Source organism: Desulfomarina sp., assembly GCF_054039375.1.
Window position 1 is genome coordinate 1 of the sequence record NZ_JBPLBA010000030.1, and the last position, 17,302, is coordinate 17,302.

Genomic DNA, 17,302 nt, shown 5'->3' on the forward strand with positions numbered 1-17,302 from the left:
ACATGTATACCGTAATGTTCGCCATTGGCAGAATGCCGGGATGGATAGCCAACTGGAAGGAACTGCTCGACCATAAGCAGCGGATCTCACGGCCGAGACAAATATATACAGGGAAAACAAAAAGACCATATATCTCTCTGCACGAAAGATAAATTCACTGAATTCTGCAACAGGCAAGTGACCGGCGCTCACCTGCCGAAGAAAAAAGGTTCTATGGTGCGACGTATCAGCATGCTTCGAACAATTGGTAATGGGGCAGGCAATCGGCCCTCATGATCCCGGATTTGAAGAAATTGACAATTGCATGATTCAGGTCAATGGTGTTAACTTGTGCCTGTCCATAGTTGGTCTTTTTGCCCGATATATACGTTGCCAGAAAAATTTTATCCTCGGAGGTAAGCGTAGACTCCGATATCAACTAGATGCCTGCGGTAAAATTTCCCGTTCGCCTTGATCTCGAACAAAAATCCTCATTTCTGGACAGACACTGACTTGAAAACAAAATGGCGGGAAAATTCCCATTCTGACCCTGGCCGAGGGTGTCTGCAACCAGGACGGGTGCGGACGGGTACAGCGTCCCTCTGACAAGGTCAGAATGGGACTCATTGCTCGAGTTATGACATTGGGATTTAAGTTGAAAAGAATGATCCGGGTGGTTATTTTGGTTATTTTCATTTAGACCAGCATCGTTTATGCTTTCCGGACGACAAAATAATGAAAACCTGACTGCAGCGACATGACTATCAGCAGCTGGATTTTCAAAAAAGGAACCGAAATGGAAGAAATTATCTGGAAGGACGAATTCAGCGTGGGCATTGCCCGGATGGATGAGCAACATAAGAAAATCATCGCCATGATCAACCGGCTGATCCGCGAACAGAACGTTGTAACCGAACCTGAAACAGTCGCAAAACTGCTCACAGAAATGACTGATTACACTCGGGAACATTTTCGAGCCGAAGAGTACCTCATGTCGGAATACGGCTATGACGGAAAGGATCGCCAGGTCAAACGGCACGAGGAATTTATAAAAAAAACCATGGAGTTCTGTTCCGCATCCAATGTTGGCCCTAATATCCTTTCAGTTGCCCTGCTGGAATACCTCAGCACCTGGCTGGTTGATCATATACTAACGGAAGATATGCAGTACAAAGCTTTTTTTGAGGAAAAAGGAGTTGTCTGACTCTAAAGCAAACAGTTTACCCACCTGTAAACAGTCACGGAAAAATGGCAGAACAGAATGATCAAACACTTCAACCGGTTCACTCGGAAACATTTACCAGAATGGTGTCGCGGGCGGACAGGTACGGTATTCTTGAAAATCCCGACGGATACGGTAAACGAACAGGGGATTGCGGTGATACCATTGAAATGTACCTCTCAGTTCGGGGGAATCAGGTGCAGATGGTTACATTTCAGGTTGACGGATGTTCCAATACAGTAGCTTGTGGGAACGCTGTTTCCATGCTTATGGAAGGGCGAACAGTGGAGGATTGCTGGCAACTCACCCCCGACAATATCATTGACTACCTTGAAACACTGCCCCCTGACCACTACCATTGTGCAGAACTGGCCGTCGGCGCATTTTATAAGGCCCTGACGGACTACAACAGATTGCGGAATGAATCCTGGAAAAAGAATTATCCTCAAAAATAAAAAATGTTACTCTGGAACACAACAGCCCGGAGCTCAACTCCATGAAACGTGAGGTCGTTCATAAATCAACCCTTCTCACTCTGGTACTTCTTATATCGACCCTCTTCCTCTCCATGATCCATCAGTTTCTGATGGCCATTTTCATGGCAGGCCTGTTCTCCGCCATTGTCAGCCCCCTCCACAGACGCCTGACCCGATTTCTCAGGGGCCGGGAAAACCTGGCGTCCATCCTCACCGTAACCGCCATTGTTTTTCTTGTTCTGGCACCCCTGGCGATTCTCATAGGTGTCATTGTCGGCCAGGCCATTCACATCGGCCAGTCAGTTACGCCATGGGTTCAGGCGTTTATAAAGGAACCGACCACTCTTACTCTTTTCCTGGAGAAAATTCCCTATTACGACCAGATTCTCCCCTACCGTGATATTATTATACAGAAAGCAGGTCAGCTGGTGGGCACTGTTTCTTCCTTTCTGATCGACTCTCTTTCCTCGTTCACCAGGCTGACAATGAATGCTGTTTTCAGCTCCATTATCATGCTCTACGTCATGTTCTATTTCCTGACAATGGGTGATGTACTGCTGGAAAAAATTCTCTATTTTCTTCCCCTTGACGATCATGACGAACAGCGGCTGATGAAGCGTTTCACCTCTGTGACCAGGGCGACAATCAAAGGAACCGTAATAATCGGAGTACTCCAGGGAACCATCTGCGGGATGGCCTTTGGACTGGCCGGAATTGAAGGACCTGTATTCTGGGGATCAATCATGGCAGTCATGTCCATTGTTCCCGCCTTCGGTACGGCAATAATCTGGCTGCCGGCCCTGCTTATTCTCGCTCTTCTCGGCAATTTCAAAGGAGTCATGATTCTTGCCATCCTCTGTGGCGCAGTTGCCGGAAATCTCGATAATATCCTTCGCCCCCGACTGGTTGGAAAAGATACTGAAATGCACGATCTTTTCGTGCTTTTCGGTACCCTTGGGGGAATTACCATGTTCGGGTTGCTGGGGATAATCATAGGCCCGATTGTCACGGCACTCTTTATCACCATCTGGGAAATTTACGGAGATGTTTTCAGGGATTATCTTCCGGATGTTTATTTCGTCACAAAGAAAGACAACGATATCTGTCAAAAAAACGACGATGGAGAGAGCGAGTAGGTCAAACGTAATTGGTCACAGGGGTAGCAACTCTGTGATTTTATTACTTCTGAAATGTCTCCCAAGCCGTCTGCCGAAATCCTACCTGAATCCTGCAATTGGCAGGTTCGGAGTCTTCGCTTACCTGCCGGAGATGCGAGGTTCAAAGGCACCGACGTATGGACATACTCAAGCCATTGAAAACGAAGCTGGTAAGCGAGCCTGCAAGACTCCGGATTTGTTAACCATATCATAACATATTGAAATTTAGTCATAATTTCAATTTTCAATTTTCTGAAGTGCAGGATTTAGGTCCTATTCTTTCCAGTCAGGACGAATATGCAGCTCCGTCAACTGTTTTCTTGCAACCGGCGCCGGTGCCTCTGTCAGGGGACAGGTTGCCTTCTGGGTCTTCGGAAAGGCTATAACATCCCGGATTGAATCACTCCCCGTGATCAGCATCAGTAACCTGTCCAGACCAAATGCAAGCCCCCCGTGGGGAGGAGCACCAAGCTCAAGGGCCCGCAGCAGGAAACCGAATTTTTCCCGGGCCTCCCCGGGCGCTATCCCCAGGACATCAAGAACCTTTGCCTGTAATTCCTTCTGGTGGATACGGATTGACCCCCCTCCTATTTCAGTTCCATTAAGGACTAAATCATACGCCCGACTGTATACCGCGGCGGGATCCGTCTCCAGTTTTTCAATATCGGCAACCCTGGGAGCAGTGAATGGATGATGAAGGGCCTGGAACCGTTTTTCCTTTTCATCGTACTCCACCAGTGGAAAATCTGTGATCCAGACGAAATGAAATTCATCCTTTTTCAGCAGATCCAGACGTCTTGCCAGCTCAATCCGAAGCTCTGAAAGCACCTGAAAAACCACGGCGGGTTTATCCGCACCGAAAAAAAGAAGGTCCCCCGGTACTGCATCCACTGCGTCAGCTATCGCTGCGCGCTCCTCTTCAGTAAAAAACTTGGCGATCGGTGACTGCCATTCGCCACCTTCCTTAATCTTCACCCAGGCAAGACCCTTTGCGCCAAACTGGACTGCATAATCGGTCAGCACATCCAGATCCTTGCGGGAAAAGGCTGAACATCCTTTGGCGTTAATGGCCCGGACAGTTCCTCCACTGTCGGCAATCGAGCGAAAAACCTTAAAGCCGCAACTGGAAGCAATTGACGTCAAGTCAACAAGTTCCATACCGAACCGCATATCCGGGCGATCAGTTCCAAACCGTTCCATTGCCTCATCATAAGTCAAACGCTGAAAAGGGGGTGCAAGCTCAAGTCCCAGAGTTTTTTCAAACAGTTTCTGTATCATTCCTTCCGTGATGGAAATCACATCTTCTTCATTGACAAAGGAGAGTTCCATATCGATCTGGGTGAATTCCGGCTGTCTGTCCGCCCGCAGATCTTCATCACGAAAACATTTCACAATCTGATAATACCTGTCCATTCCGGCGATCATCAGGAGTTGCTTGAAAAGCTGGGGAGACTGGGGAAGGGCGTAGAATTTCCCGGTGTTGACCCGACTCGGGACCAGGTAGTCCCGTGCGCCTTCCGGTGTGGATCTGGTCAGCATGGGTGTCTCAATATCGAGGAAATCATTATCATTGAGATATTCCCGGACGGCCTGGACAGCTCTGTGCCGGACGATGAGATTCTCTGCCATCTCCGGCCTGCGCAGGTCAAGATACCGGTACTGCAGACGAAGATTATCTGAAACATCGCTCTCCTCATCGAGAGGAAACGGCGGGGTTTCACTGCAGTTGAGAATACGAAGTTCATCCACCAGCACTTCAATGGCTCCGGTTTTCAACTTGGGATTGGCCATATCATCGGGCCGGGCCTCCACCATTCCTTTCACCGCCAGAACCCATTCGCTGCGTATTCGATGGGCTTTTGCGTGCACCTCGGCATTCACTTCCGGATTAAAAACAACCTGGGTGAGGCCATATCTGTCCCGAAGGTCCACAAAAATGACCCCTCCATGATCCCGTCTTCTCAGAACCCAGCCCATCAACGTAACCTGTTCTCCAACGTTGTCACTTCCCAGATCATTACAGTAATGCGTCCGACTCAACTCTCCCATCGATTCCATAGTTTCAGTAATTTGTTTAATTTTTTGTTTATTTTCATGGCGTTGACATACAATCCTGAACCGTTATCCAGCCAGGTTCATTGCCTCCACCAGCGAAGCAGCCTCAAGCCTGACCTCCTGCTGCCGACCTGATGCCATTTCCTTGAGATTTCCTCTTGCGCGATCAACCTCATCATCTCCAATAATCAGGACATACAGTGCTCCAACCCTATTAGCCTGCTTCATCTGGCTTTTCAGACTCTTTCCTTCATGATCCATGGCAACGTTAATCTTTCTGCTGCGCAGGTTATGAACAAGACCATAACCGAGCTCCAGCCCCTTTTCCCCAAGGCCAATCACAAAAAGATCAGGTCCATTCATATTATCCTCAGCATTGTTCTCCTGCAGAAGAAGGAGAACAATCCGTTCCAGCCCCATGGCAAAACCGATTCCCGGTGTATTTCGGGGACCTCCAAGTTTCTCGATGAGACCATCATACCTCCCGCCTGCCGCAACTGCCGCCTGGGCTCCGAGATCTTCTGTAATAAACTCAAATGTGGTCCTGCAGTAATAGTCAAGGCCACGAACCATGAATTTATTTAACCTGTATTGCACCCCCAGCCGTTGTAAACCGTTTTGCACTGTCGAAAAATGTGTGGTGCAATCGGGACAGAGGGCCTCGAGTATGGAAGGAGCCCGGTCCACCAGTTCACGACACGCCGTTTTCTTGCAGTCAAGGACCCTTAAGGGGTTTGTGGAACTCCGCCTCCTGCAGTCCTCACACAGGCCATCCTGACGGCTTGCAATAAAATCGAGCAATGCCCGGCGATATACAGGGCGACACAACGGACAGCCAAGAGAATTCATTTCCAGGCTGACTGACAGGCCAAGCTCTTCAAACAGCATGGCCCCCATGGCCATCAATTCAGCATCCACCAGAGGACTCTCCGAACCGAGGATCTCGACATCCATCTGGTGAAACTGCCTGAGTCTGCCTTTCTGAGGTCGCTCGTGGCGAAACATGGGACCTATGGTGAACAGTCGCTGGACGGGTTTTTTAACCTTCAACCCATGCTCAATATAAGCTCGAAGCAGTGACGCCGTTGCTTCCGGCCGCATGGTTATCTGCTTATCTACAAATGTGTACATCTCTTTTTCCACGATATCCGTATCTTCACCGATGGATCGTGCAAAAAGTTCCGTCTTTTCAAGTACAGGAAGCCTTATCTCCGAAAAATCAAAACGGGAAAAAATATTCCTGGCTGCTGTTTCCACCTGCTGCCAGACTTCAACCTCGCCCGGCAGAATATCCTTAAAGCCTTTCAGAGCCTTTATCTTCACAAAATTTCTCCACAGAAATATATATTCTGAATCCTGTAACCGGTATTTTCAGAGTCTTCTCCTGCCTGCAGGGCATTGAGTTCGGTGAAACTGCAATCCCGCAGTCCAGGGAAAATGAATGGGCGATTTGAGAGCAGTCTTCAATCAATTTTACGCAACATATTGAAATAAAAATAAATATTTTTTAGAATTTTCTAAAACGCAGGATTCAAGTCCACACTATTCCAACCAGCTCAACCTCCACCGGAAAACCATCCAGTTTCCTTAAATCAAAATATTTTAGTAAACTTCAATTCAATTTTTTTGTCAAGCATGAGAGAACGGCCACACCGGACCCCATACTTCTCTTGACAAAACCAGACAAGAAAGGCATTATCGGATTTTCACACCGGTTTTTTTTAAACAGCATATAATATCCGATCATCAGACCATTTGCCGTTGTCCCGGATATAAAGAAAAATCAAAAAGTACCTCCTCTCTTTATATTGCGGGCCGGCTTCTGTACATAACTGTGAATTCCGATCAAAACCAGACAAGCTGAAAAATCACTCCGGCAACCGGACAACCCCTTGAACGAATGAGTTTTCATCACTAAAATAGAAATACTTGAACCCATGACCATTCAATTTCCTCCAGTTTATACCATACTGTTCAAATAAATTTTTCATTTTCAAGCTAGTCAAAGCAAGCAAAGGAGTCTTCTCTTTCATGAAATTACCTTCACTCAAAATCGGCAAGTTCACCGCTTCATTTCCACTCATCCAGGGGGGCATGTCCATTCGGGTTTCCACTTCAGCTCTTGCCGCCCCTGTTGCCGACTGTGGCGGAATAGGCGTAATCGGTGGCTCCGGCCTGCCACCTGAAGAACTGCATGAGGATATCACTAAAGCCAAAAAAGCCACAGATGGTGTTGTCGCCGTAAACATCATGTATGCCATGAAGGATTTCTACAATCTTGTCATCAGCTCCATCGACGCCGGCATCGACATGATCATCACCGGTGCCGGCTTTTCCCGTGATATTTTTAAAATCGGCCGAGAACACAATACACCGATCGTCATGATCGTTTCATCTGCTCCTCTTGCAAAACTCGCAGAAAAACTCGGGGCATCGGCCGTCATAGTTGAAGCCAAAGAGGCCGGGGGCCACCTTGGGACAGATAAGCCACTGAGGGAAATTTTCCCTCCCATCCGGGATGTGATCAAAAAGATCCCGCTCATAGCAGCTGGTGGAATCACCAACGGGTATGAAATGGCTGAAATGATGGACAAGTATGGTGCGGACGGAGTACAGATTGCCTCCAGATTTATCCTCAGTGAAGAATGTGATATAGCTGATGAGTACAAACAGGCTTACCTGAATGCCGGAAAGGAAGATATTGTTCTCACTTCAAGCCCAGTCGGTCTTCCCGGCCGTGCCCTGAACAACCCTTTTGTCAAGGCAATGAACGAGGGCGCCGATGTCAGCACAAAGAAATGCCCCCACCTGTGCCTGAAAAAATGCGACCATCATTACTGTATCAATGAACGCCTTATGCTCGCCCGCAACGGGAATGTGAAAGACGGACTTATCTTCTCCGGAGAAAATACATATAAGATGAACTCAATTCTTTCGGTTGCGGAAATTTTTCGGCAATTCAAAAAACAGGCGGAGGAAGTGTACAGGGAAGGATGCGGGTTCAGCCCTGCTTTTTAACCATTGCCCGTTTTGAGCTCAATCCTGCATTTCAGAAAAATAAAAAGGGTTCGCACATTACCGGATTCACAGATGTCAGGCTGAGTTTAATATGTAATCAGAAATAAGTATTGAGTTATTAACCCTGTAAACAGTTACGTTTTTTCAATGGGCACTCCCGGAAAAAAACATCCATCCACTCGTCAGTTTTCCGATACTGGAGAAGCAACAGTCATTCCCGGTGACAAACATCCGATCTCCCCCGATATGATTGATCGTGATGCTCTGTTTATTCTGAAAAAACTGAACCGTGCCGGCTTTGCAGGGTACCTCGTGGGTGGTGGCGTGCGGGACCTGTATCTGGGTAAAAAACCCAAGGATTTTGATATCAGCACAGACGCACGCCCCGGTCAGTTGCGAAAACTGTTCCCAAACAGCAATACCATTGGCCGACGTTTTCGTCTTGTCCAGGTTTTTTTCAGGGGCGGCAAAATTATCGAAGTTTCCACCCTGAGATCACTCAGCGAACATGATCTGGATGGCCCGGAACAGGTTCTCGCCCCCAACAACACCTTCGGCACCCTGGGTGAAGATGCCCAGAGACGTGACCTTACAATTAACTCACTCTTTTATGAAATAGAACACAATACCATTATTGATTACGTTGACGGGGTGAAAGACCTGCAGAACTCCATTGTCCGCATGGTCGGCATCCCTGAAAAACGTATCATCCGCGACCCCGTCAGAACCATGCGGGCAATCCGCCACAGTGCCAGAAACGGTTTCACTATTGAAAAGGAAACCTGGAAGGCAATCTGTAACTCCAGTGACAAACTCGGCCTTTGCCCGCCATCACGGTTGCGTGATGAAATTCTCAAAGATATTTACAGCGGAGCAGCCTGGCCATGGTATGAGCTTGCCGTTGATTCCGGAATTTTTCTGACTCTTTTCCCCTTTTACCGTCCTCTTTTTCATGCCAGGGACAATGCGAACCAGGTGAAAAAACAACTCTCCCGGATCTTCAAAACCATCGACAGGACCAACAATCTTGCCACGAAAAATTCCATTCACCGCCAGCCCGATTTCTTTTTCTTTTCCCTGATCCTGATTCCCTGGGCCGAAGCGCAGTTCCAACTGTTCTCAACATTCAGAAAAGGCTCACAACTCTTTCAGGTTTCCAAGAAATTAAGAGCCGACCTTGACCAGACAATCGGCATTGACCTGAATCTTCGACGGTCTCTTCGCCAGGAAATAGTGAACCTGCTGACCAACCTCTCATCTCTTATTCATCACAGGAAGGATGATTGCTGGCCTAACTGGCTGCAAAAAAAGAGTTATTTCAAAAGATGCTCACTCTTGTATCACTTTTACCTGGAAATTACAGAAAACCAGCCTGTACAACTGCACCAGCTGCAGTTTCACGAAATAAACTACCGAAGAAAAAAATCTGTAAAACCAAAACAAACCCGCACACCAAGGATCAAACCTGCATTTTCCCCCCATACCCGTGGTGGTGTTTTCGGCTTTAAAAAATAAACCCAACCCTTTCTGCTATTTGCGTTGTTCGTATTGTTCGTGTTGTGCGTCTCTCGGCAAGATTATCCCTTCCTTTCGTGTCGGTTTGGCACATTTTCACCAAATTCCTTGCCCAAACGCACCTTCTACCCGAAAATCTCCTTGAATTCCCCCGCCCGAAGTGGTAATTTTACGTAATTCTTCCCAGCAATCTGCGTTTATACTATCCTACGTCCAATACAGACAAGCCTCTGCGCACTGTTTGCACAATGAACACACATTCCCCACAATTGAAATTTCTCCCTTGCATGTTGCCTGTGTCCTCTTGTTGTTCTTCAATGGCCGAGGCCCTGTTACTCATATACAACACGGTGTTTTTATTTAACAATAAATGCACTTTATATTTTATCCGTTTTTTATTTTTCGGCATTTCTGATGTCGTTGCAATCGCGCTTCGCGCAAAATTGTTGTCACAGCAATAGGAGGTTGATATGGCAGACACGGTAAACAAAACTCTGGATCCGCAACTCGACAGACGCGGCTTCCTCAAGGGATGCACAATGGCTGCAGCAGCTTTAGGGCTATCTGAGGCTATGATTCCAAAACTTGTCGAAGCTGCAGCCACTGCAGAACGACCAAGGGTTATCTGGCTGCATTTTCAGGAGTGCACAGGATGTACAGAGAGTTTGCTCCGCGCTTCTCATCCGGATCTTGCTCGTCTCATTCTCGATATTATTTCCCTGGATTACCACGAAACCGTTATGGCCGCCGCAGGCCACCAGGCTGAACATAACCTGCTTGAAACGGTTGAAAAACACCCTTTTATTCTTGTAGTTGAAGGTGCAATCCCCACAAAGGATGGTGGAATTTATTGTAAAATCGCTGGAAAAACCGCCATGGATATTCTCGCGGAAGTCGCACCCAAGGCTTCAGCAATTATTGCCATAGGGACCTGTGCTGCTTTCGGAGGCCTTCAGGCAGCTGCACCGAATCCGACCGGCGCCGTTGGTGTCCAGGATCTTGTCAGCGGTAAACCTATAGTCAATATTCCAGGGTGTCCGCCGAATCCGATATCCTTTCTAGGTACAGTGCTTCACTATCTAACCTTCAAGAGACTCCCGGCCCTGGACAGCCTCAACCGTCCACTGTTTGCATATGGCCGCAGGATTCATGACCATTGCGAAAGAAGAGCACATTTCGATGAAGGACGTTTCGTGGAACAGTTTGGTGACGAATTCCATAAACTCGGTTACTGCCTCTACAAGGTTGGCTGCAAAGGACCTGAAACCTTCTCAAACTGCCCTGCAGTTCGTTTTAATGATGTAGATGTATGGCCTGTCAGCGTTGGTCACGGCTGTGTCGGTTGTACCGAACCCGGATTCTGGGATTCCATGACCCCGTTCTACGAAAGACTGCCAATGGTTAAAATTCCTGCTGCCGGTATCGTCAAAGATGCGGACAGAATCGGCAAGACAGTACTGGGTGTCACAGCTGCAGCCGTAGGCGTACACGCCGCAGTCGGAATTGGCAAACGGTTGGTAAAAGGAAAAAACGGTGAAGAAGAATAACAGATCTTATTCCATTTCCTGACAGTTATTCAATCATCATTTGAATTTCATATTTTACCAGCGCCCGGAAGCACTTCCGGCAGATGGTAGTTCAATAATTTATGGAGGTTTTACACATGGCTCAGCGAATAACCATTGATCCGATCACCCGGATTGAAGGTCACTTAAGAGTGGATGTAGAAGTAGATGGAGGCCAGATCACAAAGGCCTGGTCATCAGGCCAGATGTACCGTGGACTGGAAAATATTCTCAAGGGAAGAGACCCGCGTGACGCGTGGCTCTTCACCCAGCGGATCTGCGGTGTCTGTACCACCGTTCATGCACTGGCATCTGTCCGCGCGGTCGAGAATGCGTTGGGACTGGAGATTCCCCTGAATGCCCAGCTGGTCAGAAACATGGTTCAGGCAATTCACTGCCTGCACGATCACATTGTCCATTTCTATGCCCTTTCAGCCCTGGACTGGGTTGATGTTGTTTCAGCTCTGGATGCGGATCCTGCAGCCACTGCCAAACTGGCCGACAGTCTTTCCGACTGGCACGGTAACAGCCCGAAACGGTTTGCTGCCGTAAAAGACAAGGTCAAGGCTCTTGTGGCAAGCGGTCAGCTCGGCCCCTTTGCCAACGCTTACTGGGGACATTCCGCCATGAAACTGCCGCCCGAGGCCAATCTCATGGCAGTATCCCACTACCTGGAAGCTCTTGATTACCAGAGAAAAGCAACCCAGGCGCTTGGTATTATCGGTGGCAAGAACCCACATATCCAGAATCTCTCCGTTGGCGGTGTCACCACCAACCTTAATCCCGAAAACCAGACCGCAGTCACCATGGAACGCCTCTACTACATCAAGCAATTGATAACCGAGGTTCGCGACTTTGTGAAAATGGTCTATGTCACTGATGTTGTCGCTGTTGGCGCCCTGTACAAAGACTGGCTCCCGTATGGTGCCGGTGTAACCAATTACATGGCTGCCCCCGACATGTTCCTTGATGCCAGAGGCACCAAGTCCGATCTGCCGGGCGGTACTGTATTTGGTGGCGATCTCGGTTCTGTCAAGCCAATGGTCGGTCTGGCAGACCCATACTTTAAGGAAAACGTGGAAGAATCCATCGCCCGGGCCTGGTACGACGGTGACTGGTCCAAGCATCCGTGGGAATCCACCACCGATCCGAAATTCACTGATTTCGAAGATGAGGGCCGTTACAGCTGGCTTAAAGCTCCCCGCTTCCAGGGAAAACCCATGCAGGTCGGTCCCCTTGCCCAGATGGTTGTCGGATACGCCCAGGGCCATGAACGGACTGTGAAAAGCGTCAACGCCGTACTGGGACGTATCAGTGCCGTTGCCGGAGTCAAGGTTGGTCCCGAAATCCTCCATTCCACCATCGGTCGCCACGCCGCCCGGGCTGTCCGAGCCGGCATGATGGCGGATCTTGCCCTCAAACACTGGGAGCTTCTGGTCAATAACATCTCCTCAGGAGACTATGAGATCTTCAACCCACCCACCTTCCCCAAAGGGGAACAGCGAGGTGTCGGTGTCCACGAGGCACCCCGTGGAATTCTCTCCCACTGGATCGTTATTCAGGATGGTAAGATCAAAAATTACCAGTGTGTTGTCCCGTCAACATGGAATGCGGGTCCGCGTGATGCCGAAGGTCAGCTCGGACCGTACGAAGCATCTCTCATGGGTAATCCGATTGCCGATCCGGAAAGACCACTGGAGGTTCTCCGTACCATCCATTCTTTTGATCCATGCATTGCCTGTGCTGTCCACATGCTGGACCCGGAAGGCAGGGAAGTAATGAAAGTAAAAGCTCTGTAGCCCATGGCTCAGGCACGAAACCTTTTCTTTCCGGCTCAAAGCCTACGGAGGTAAACAGAATGGCAACCTATGAAAAACATTACTGCTGGAGTATACTGCTTCGGCTCTTCCACTGGATGTTCGCACTGTCCATCGTTTTCCTGGTAGTGACAGGGTTTTACATCGCAGGACCATGGACAAACACCATGGTTGAGGGGAGTGCCGCCTGGCCCATGGCCTATATGCGGTATATTCATTACATCGCTGCGTATACATTTTCGTCCGCAGTGGCAATTCGACTGTTTCTTTATTTTTTCGGAAACGCCCAGGAAAGGATTTGGGACATCCTGCCCATCTCCAGACGGAACATTAACAATCTGTTCAAAACGCTTCTGCTCTACAGCTATGTCAGCGATGAACATGATGAGCGGCTCGGTCATAACATCATGGCGGGAACATCCTACCTGATCACGTTTTTTGCGGCACTCTTCATGATTCTGAGCGGTTTTTTCATGCTCTACCCTGAAGCTTCATTCTGGCAGGGTTGGGGGGTGACGGTTTTCGGATCCCAGCAGTGGGCCCGCTTCACCCATCACCTCATAATGTGGTGGTTCCTGATCTTTCCGGTAATCCATATCTACCTCTGTGTCTGGAACGACATCAAAGGTCCGGAGGGACTTATCTCCTCCATTTTTACCGGTGTCAAATTCAAACACAAAGCATAAGCATAAACAGCAAGGGGTCGAAATCCTGGTCCGTGGTACTGTCCAGGGCGTTGGATTTCGCCCCTTTGTCTATAATCTTGCTACCCGTCTCTCTCTCAGGGGTACGGTCAGCAACACAGAGCGTGGTGTATCCATCAATGTAGTCGGTGAAGATACCGATATTAAAGAATTTTTATATACACTTTCACATACTCCCCCGCCACTGTCCTCCATTACCGACATTTCGAAGAAACCATTTTTTCCTGATCCGGCTCCAGATACATTCACAATCAAAACAAGTCTCTCGAGCGGCGAGGCGTCCACCTCCATCCCACCAGATGTTGCCCTCTGCCGAGACTGCCTGGCGGAACTGCACAATCCCGGAGACAGGCGTCACAATTATCCTTTTATCAACTGCACCAACTGTGGCCCCCGTTTCAGTATTATTGAGGCAATCCCCTACGATCGGCCGAAGACATCCATGAAATCTTTCCCCATGTGTACGCTCTGTAAAAATGAGTACCACGACCCAACCGACAGACGGTTTCACGCTCAACCCAACGCCTGCCATTCCTGTGGCCCCGCCATCTCATGGCATGACAGAGAAGGAAACCATATAGCAACGGACGATATTTTCCGTACAGCGGCCGGGGCCCTTGCGGCCGACCGTATTGTTGCCCTGCGGGGACTAGGTGGTTTTCATCTTGTAGCTAACGGGTATTCAGTCAAAGCAGTCAATATTTTGCGGCAACGCAAGAAAAGACCGGACAAGCCGTTGGCGGTCATGGTGGCCGACACCCGGATTCTTACCGATTTCTGTTACTGCAGTGAAGACGAAAAAAAACTGCTTCTCTCTCCAACCCATCCTGTAGTCCTCCTTAAAAAAAAGAAAAATGGACTGCTGGCAGAAAACCTGGCCCCAGGCATTGGCGAAATTGGAGTCATGCTGCCGTATACGCCGCTCCATCATCTTCTTTTTGGCGCGGAATCCTGCCCACCGCTCCTTGTCATGACATCAGGAAACATGAGCGGCACCCCGATCTGTACCGCAAACAGAGAAGCCCTCGACCGCCTGTCATCCATCGCTGATTTTTTCCTTCTTCATAATCGGGATATTATTACCAGAGTCGATGATTCCGTAACTAAAATCATCGCGGGAAAACAAATGATTTTTAGAAGAGCCCGCGGTTATGTTCCGGAACCACTTCATATCCCCTGGCATCTGCCGAAAATACTCGGCTGTGGAGGAGGACTGAAAAGCACCTTCTGTCTTGGACGGGACAGGTCCTGCTACCTGAGCCAACATATTGGCGACCTGAATAATCTTGAATCCCTTGAATTTTTTCTGGAATCTATTGACCACTTCAAACGTCTCTTCCAGCTGGAGCCTGAAGCGATCGCCTGCGACCTGCATCCTGACTACATGAGCAGTCTGTACGCCGAAAAACTCAACCTTCCCCTGTACCGCATTCAGCATCATCATGCCCATGCCGTTGCTGTCATGGGAGAACACGGCCTTTCCGGTCCGGTACTGGCCATTGTCATGGATGGTACAGGATATGGTCCTGATGGCACTATCTGGGGTGGCGAAATACTCCAGGCTGACCTGACCTCATACAAACGCCTGGGGCATCTCGGCAGACTCCACCTTCCCGGGGGAGACAAGGCAGCAACCGAACCCTGGAGGATGGGGCTCTCCGCACTTTTTAATAGTTACGGTGAAAAGGGACTGGCTGAGGAAAATCTTCCATTGACTCTGAAACATATCAGCAGAACCGACATAGACACATTACGCACAATGATGTGCAAAAACATCAATTCCCCGCTCACATCCAGTTGCGGCCGACTCTTTGATGCCATAGCCTCAATCCTTGGCGTCACCCAGCATATTTCCTACGAGGGACAAGCTGCAATGGAGCTCGAAACTTTAGCCAAGAAACTATTGACATCACCCATTAAAAGCCTTTTTACGCCTAACACGCACAATTTTATTTCATCATTTATCCATGAAAAAGAGGGAAAATGGGAGATAAGTTCGAAGGAATTTGTTAAAATGGTAATGGCAGGTCTGGCGGAGGGAAAAAGCAGAGCGGAGTTGGCCCTGCAATTCCACCTTGAGCTTGTGGAAGCCCTTGCCGGGCTGACCCGGATCCTCTCTTCCCGGACCGGCATCAGACAGGTCGTACTTGCGGGAGGATGCATGCAGAACAGTCTGCTTTATGAGGGCTTATATTCTGCCTTGCACTCGTTGGGACTTGAAACATATACCGGAGAGAAACTCCCCGTAAATGACGGGGCCATTTCTTTCGGTCAGATTATAACCGGAGGTCTGCAGCATGTGTCTTGCCATACCCATGAAGGTCACCAGGGTTGAAGGTGATCCCGATGATTTCACAACCAGCCAGGTGGCAACGGTCGATGCCGACGGCATAAGCAAAGAGATCCGCCTGGACATTGTTGATCACTGGCCCAATGTCGGTGACTATGTCATTATCCATGCAGGATTCGCCATCCATACCCTGGTGGCGGAAGAGGCTGAAAAAAATATAGCCCTGTTGAAAGAGCTGGCCGATTCCATGCCACAGGAACTTCTCACCTGACCGGGGCTTCACATGAAATATCTAGATGAATACCGTGACTCCGCCCTGGCCCGCCCGCTCGTGGAAGCCCTTAAAATATCCGTCACAAAACCCCTGCGGATCATGGAAGTCTGCGGTTCCCATACCATGGCGATCTTCCGTAACGGTATCCGTTCCATCCTGCCGGAAGGCATGGAGTTGATATCAGGTCCCGGCTGTCCCGTCTGTGTCACCTCCTCCGCCCATATGGATGCATTCATTTCCATGGCAGACAGACCTGGAGTGAGACTGGCAATCTTCGGGGATCTTTTCCGGGTCCCTGGAAGCAACGGTTCCCTGGCTGAAGCCAGTTCCAGGGGAGCAAAAGTGGATATTGTCTATTCTCCCATGGACGGCCTTGAAATCGCCGTAAAGAACCCCGATGAACACGTGATTTTTCTCGGAGTCGGTTTTGAAACAACCACCCCCACTATCGCCGCCACTATTCTTGCCGCAAAGAACCAGCGGATTACCAATTTTACGGTCTTTTCCACCCAGAAAACAATGCTGCCACCCATGAGGGCACTGCTTGATGACCCGAACCTGAAAATCGACGGCCTCATCTGTCCCGGTCACGTTTCCTCAATAATCGGCTCCTCAGTGTGGGAACCCCTGGCCCAGGAATATGGCCTTGCCTGTGTGGTGGGCGGTTTTGAAACGGCAGACCTGCTCAAGAGTCTTATTCTTTTGGCCCGCCAGGTCGGAGAAGGCACCCCCAGAGTGGAAAATGTATACCCCAGGGCAGTATCGCCTGAAGGAAATCCCAGGGCAAGACAGATGGTAGAAGAGATCTTTGAACCTGCCGACATGGAATGGCGCGGCCTTGGGGTACTTCCGGGCAGCGGCCTGAAAATCAGGGACAGGTATCGTGAATTTGACGCAGAATCGCGTTTTGATATTCAGCTCCAGGAGGCAGAGGAACCAAAGGGATGTAAATGCGGAGAAATATTAAAAGGAATATGCAGCCCAAGGGAGTGCCCTCTCTTTGACAGCCGCTGTACTCCAGCGAACCCGGTTGGCCCCTGCATGGTCTCCAGCGAGGGAACATGTGCGGCCTATTATAAATATGGCAGAGAATAGTATTTAAAAACCTAAATCCTGCACTTCAGAAAATGAAAAAATATAATTATGGTTTGATCTCAATGTGTTATGATATATTTAACGAATTTGGCCATTCACTTTTTGAGTGAATGTAAATTTTTTCATTTTCTTTGC

General features: G+C 49.0%; 14 protein-coding genes. 12 read left to right on the forward strand and 2 right to left on the reverse strand.

Annotated elements, in window-relative coordinates; translation table 11 throughout:
* The 4 genes from ACXLDX_RS01770 to ACXLDX_RS01785 form a co-directional block, all read left to right on the forward strand.
* Positions 1-152: citrate/2-methylcitrate synthase (locus tag ACXLDX_RS01770; protein WP_329955624.1), on the forward strand; the 152-nt coding region annotated here is incomplete at its 5' end.
* Between the two features lie 623 nt (positions 153-775).
* The gene (locus tag ACXLDX_RS01775) at positions 776-1,183 is read left to right on the forward strand and encodes a bacteriohemerythrin (protein ID WP_457575471.1); all 408 of its coding nucleotides are present in this window, start codon (positions 776-778) and stop codon (positions 1,181-1,183) included.
* 44 nt (positions 1,184-1,227) lie between these two features.
* Complete coding sequence (locus tag ACXLDX_RS01780; RefSeq protein WP_457575472.1) at positions 1,228-1,656, forward strand: iron-sulfur cluster assembly scaffold protein; 429 nt, start codon at positions 1,228-1,230, stop codon at positions 1,654-1,656.
* Positions 1,657-1,697: 41 nt separating this feature from the next.
* Entirely contained in the window at positions 1,698-2,813 is a 1,116-nt protein-coding gene (locus ACXLDX_RS01785; RefSeq protein WP_457575473.1) for an AI-2E family transporter, read from the forward strand.
* Between the two features lie 294 nt (positions 2,814-3,107).
* Here the strand turns inward: ACXLDX_RS01785 and aspS are convergent, their stop codons facing one another.
* Together aspS and hisS are read right to left on the reverse strand one after the other, a co-directional pair.
* On the reverse strand, positions 3,108-4,892 hold the full coding sequence (aspS, locus tag ACXLDX_RS01790) for an aspartate--tRNA ligase (protein WP_457575474.1): 1,785 nt from the start codon (positions 4,890-4,892) through the stop codon (positions 3,108-3,110).
* 63 nt (positions 4,893-4,955) lie between these two features.
* On the reverse strand, positions 4,956-6,212 hold the full coding sequence (gene hisS, locus ACXLDX_RS01795; protein WP_457575475.1) for a histidine--tRNA ligase: 1,257 nt from the start codon (positions 6,210-6,212) through the stop codon (positions 4,956-4,958).
* A gap of 708 nt (positions 6,213-6,920) precedes the next feature.
* Here hisS and ACXLDX_RS01800 point away from each other — a divergent pair.
* The 8 genes from ACXLDX_RS01800 to hypD all read left to right on the forward strand — a co-directional run bounded on the left by ACXLDX_RS01800 (position 6,921) and on the right by hypD (position 17,167).
* Positions 6,921-7,907, forward strand: coding sequence for an NAD(P)H-dependent flavin oxidoreductase (locus tag ACXLDX_RS01800; RefSeq protein ID WP_457575476.1), 987 nt, complete (start codon positions 6,921-6,923; stop codon positions 7,905-7,907).
* 147 nt (positions 7,908-8,054) lie between these two features.
* Positions 8,055-9,422 carry a tRNA nucleotidyltransferase/poly(A) polymerase-related protein gene (locus ACXLDX_RS01805; protein WP_457575477.1) on the forward strand — a complete coding sequence of 456 codons (1,368 nt, stop codon included), beginning with the start codon at positions 8,055-8,057 and terminating at the stop codon, positions 9,420-9,422.
* Between the two features lie 470 nt (positions 9,423-9,892).
* Entirely contained in the window at positions 9,893-10,969 is a 1,077-nt protein-coding gene (locus ACXLDX_RS01810; RefSeq protein ID WP_457575478.1) for a hydrogenase small subunit, read from the forward strand.
* Between the two features lie 116 nt (positions 10,970-11,085).
* Positions 11,086-12,786: a nickel-dependent hydrogenase large subunit gene (locus tag ACXLDX_RS01815; protein ID WP_457575479.1), complete on the forward strand. Its 1,701-nt coding sequence runs from the start codon at positions 11,086-11,088 to the stop codon at positions 12,784-12,786.
* A 59-nt stretch (positions 12,787-12,845) separates the two neighbouring features.
* Entirely contained in the window at positions 12,846-13,490 is a 645-nt protein-coding gene (gene cybH, locus ACXLDX_RS01820) for a Ni/Fe-hydrogenase, b-type cytochrome subunit (protein ID WP_457575480.1), read from the forward strand.
* Complete coding sequence (gene hypF, locus ACXLDX_RS01825; RefSeq protein WP_457575481.1) at positions 13,465-15,843, forward strand: carbamoyltransferase HypF; 2,379 nt, start codon at positions 13,465-13,467, stop codon at positions 15,841-15,843. Before cybH ends, hypF begins: the two co-directional genes overlap by 26 nt.
* Positions 15,806-16,069 (forward strand): HypC/HybG/HupF family hydrogenase formation chaperone, encoded by a 264-nt coding sequence (locus ACXLDX_RS01830; RefSeq protein WP_457575482.1) that lies wholly within the window; start codon positions 15,806-15,808, stop codon positions 16,067-16,069. Before hypF ends, ACXLDX_RS01830 begins: the two co-directional genes overlap by 38 nt.
* A 12-nt stretch (positions 16,070-16,081) precedes the next feature.
* Positions 16,082-17,167, forward strand: coding sequence for a hydrogenase formation protein HypD (hypD, locus tag ACXLDX_RS01835; protein ID WP_457575483.1), 1,086 nt, complete (start codon positions 16,082-16,084; stop codon positions 17,165-17,167).
* Positions 17,168-17,302 lie beyond the last annotated feature (135 nt).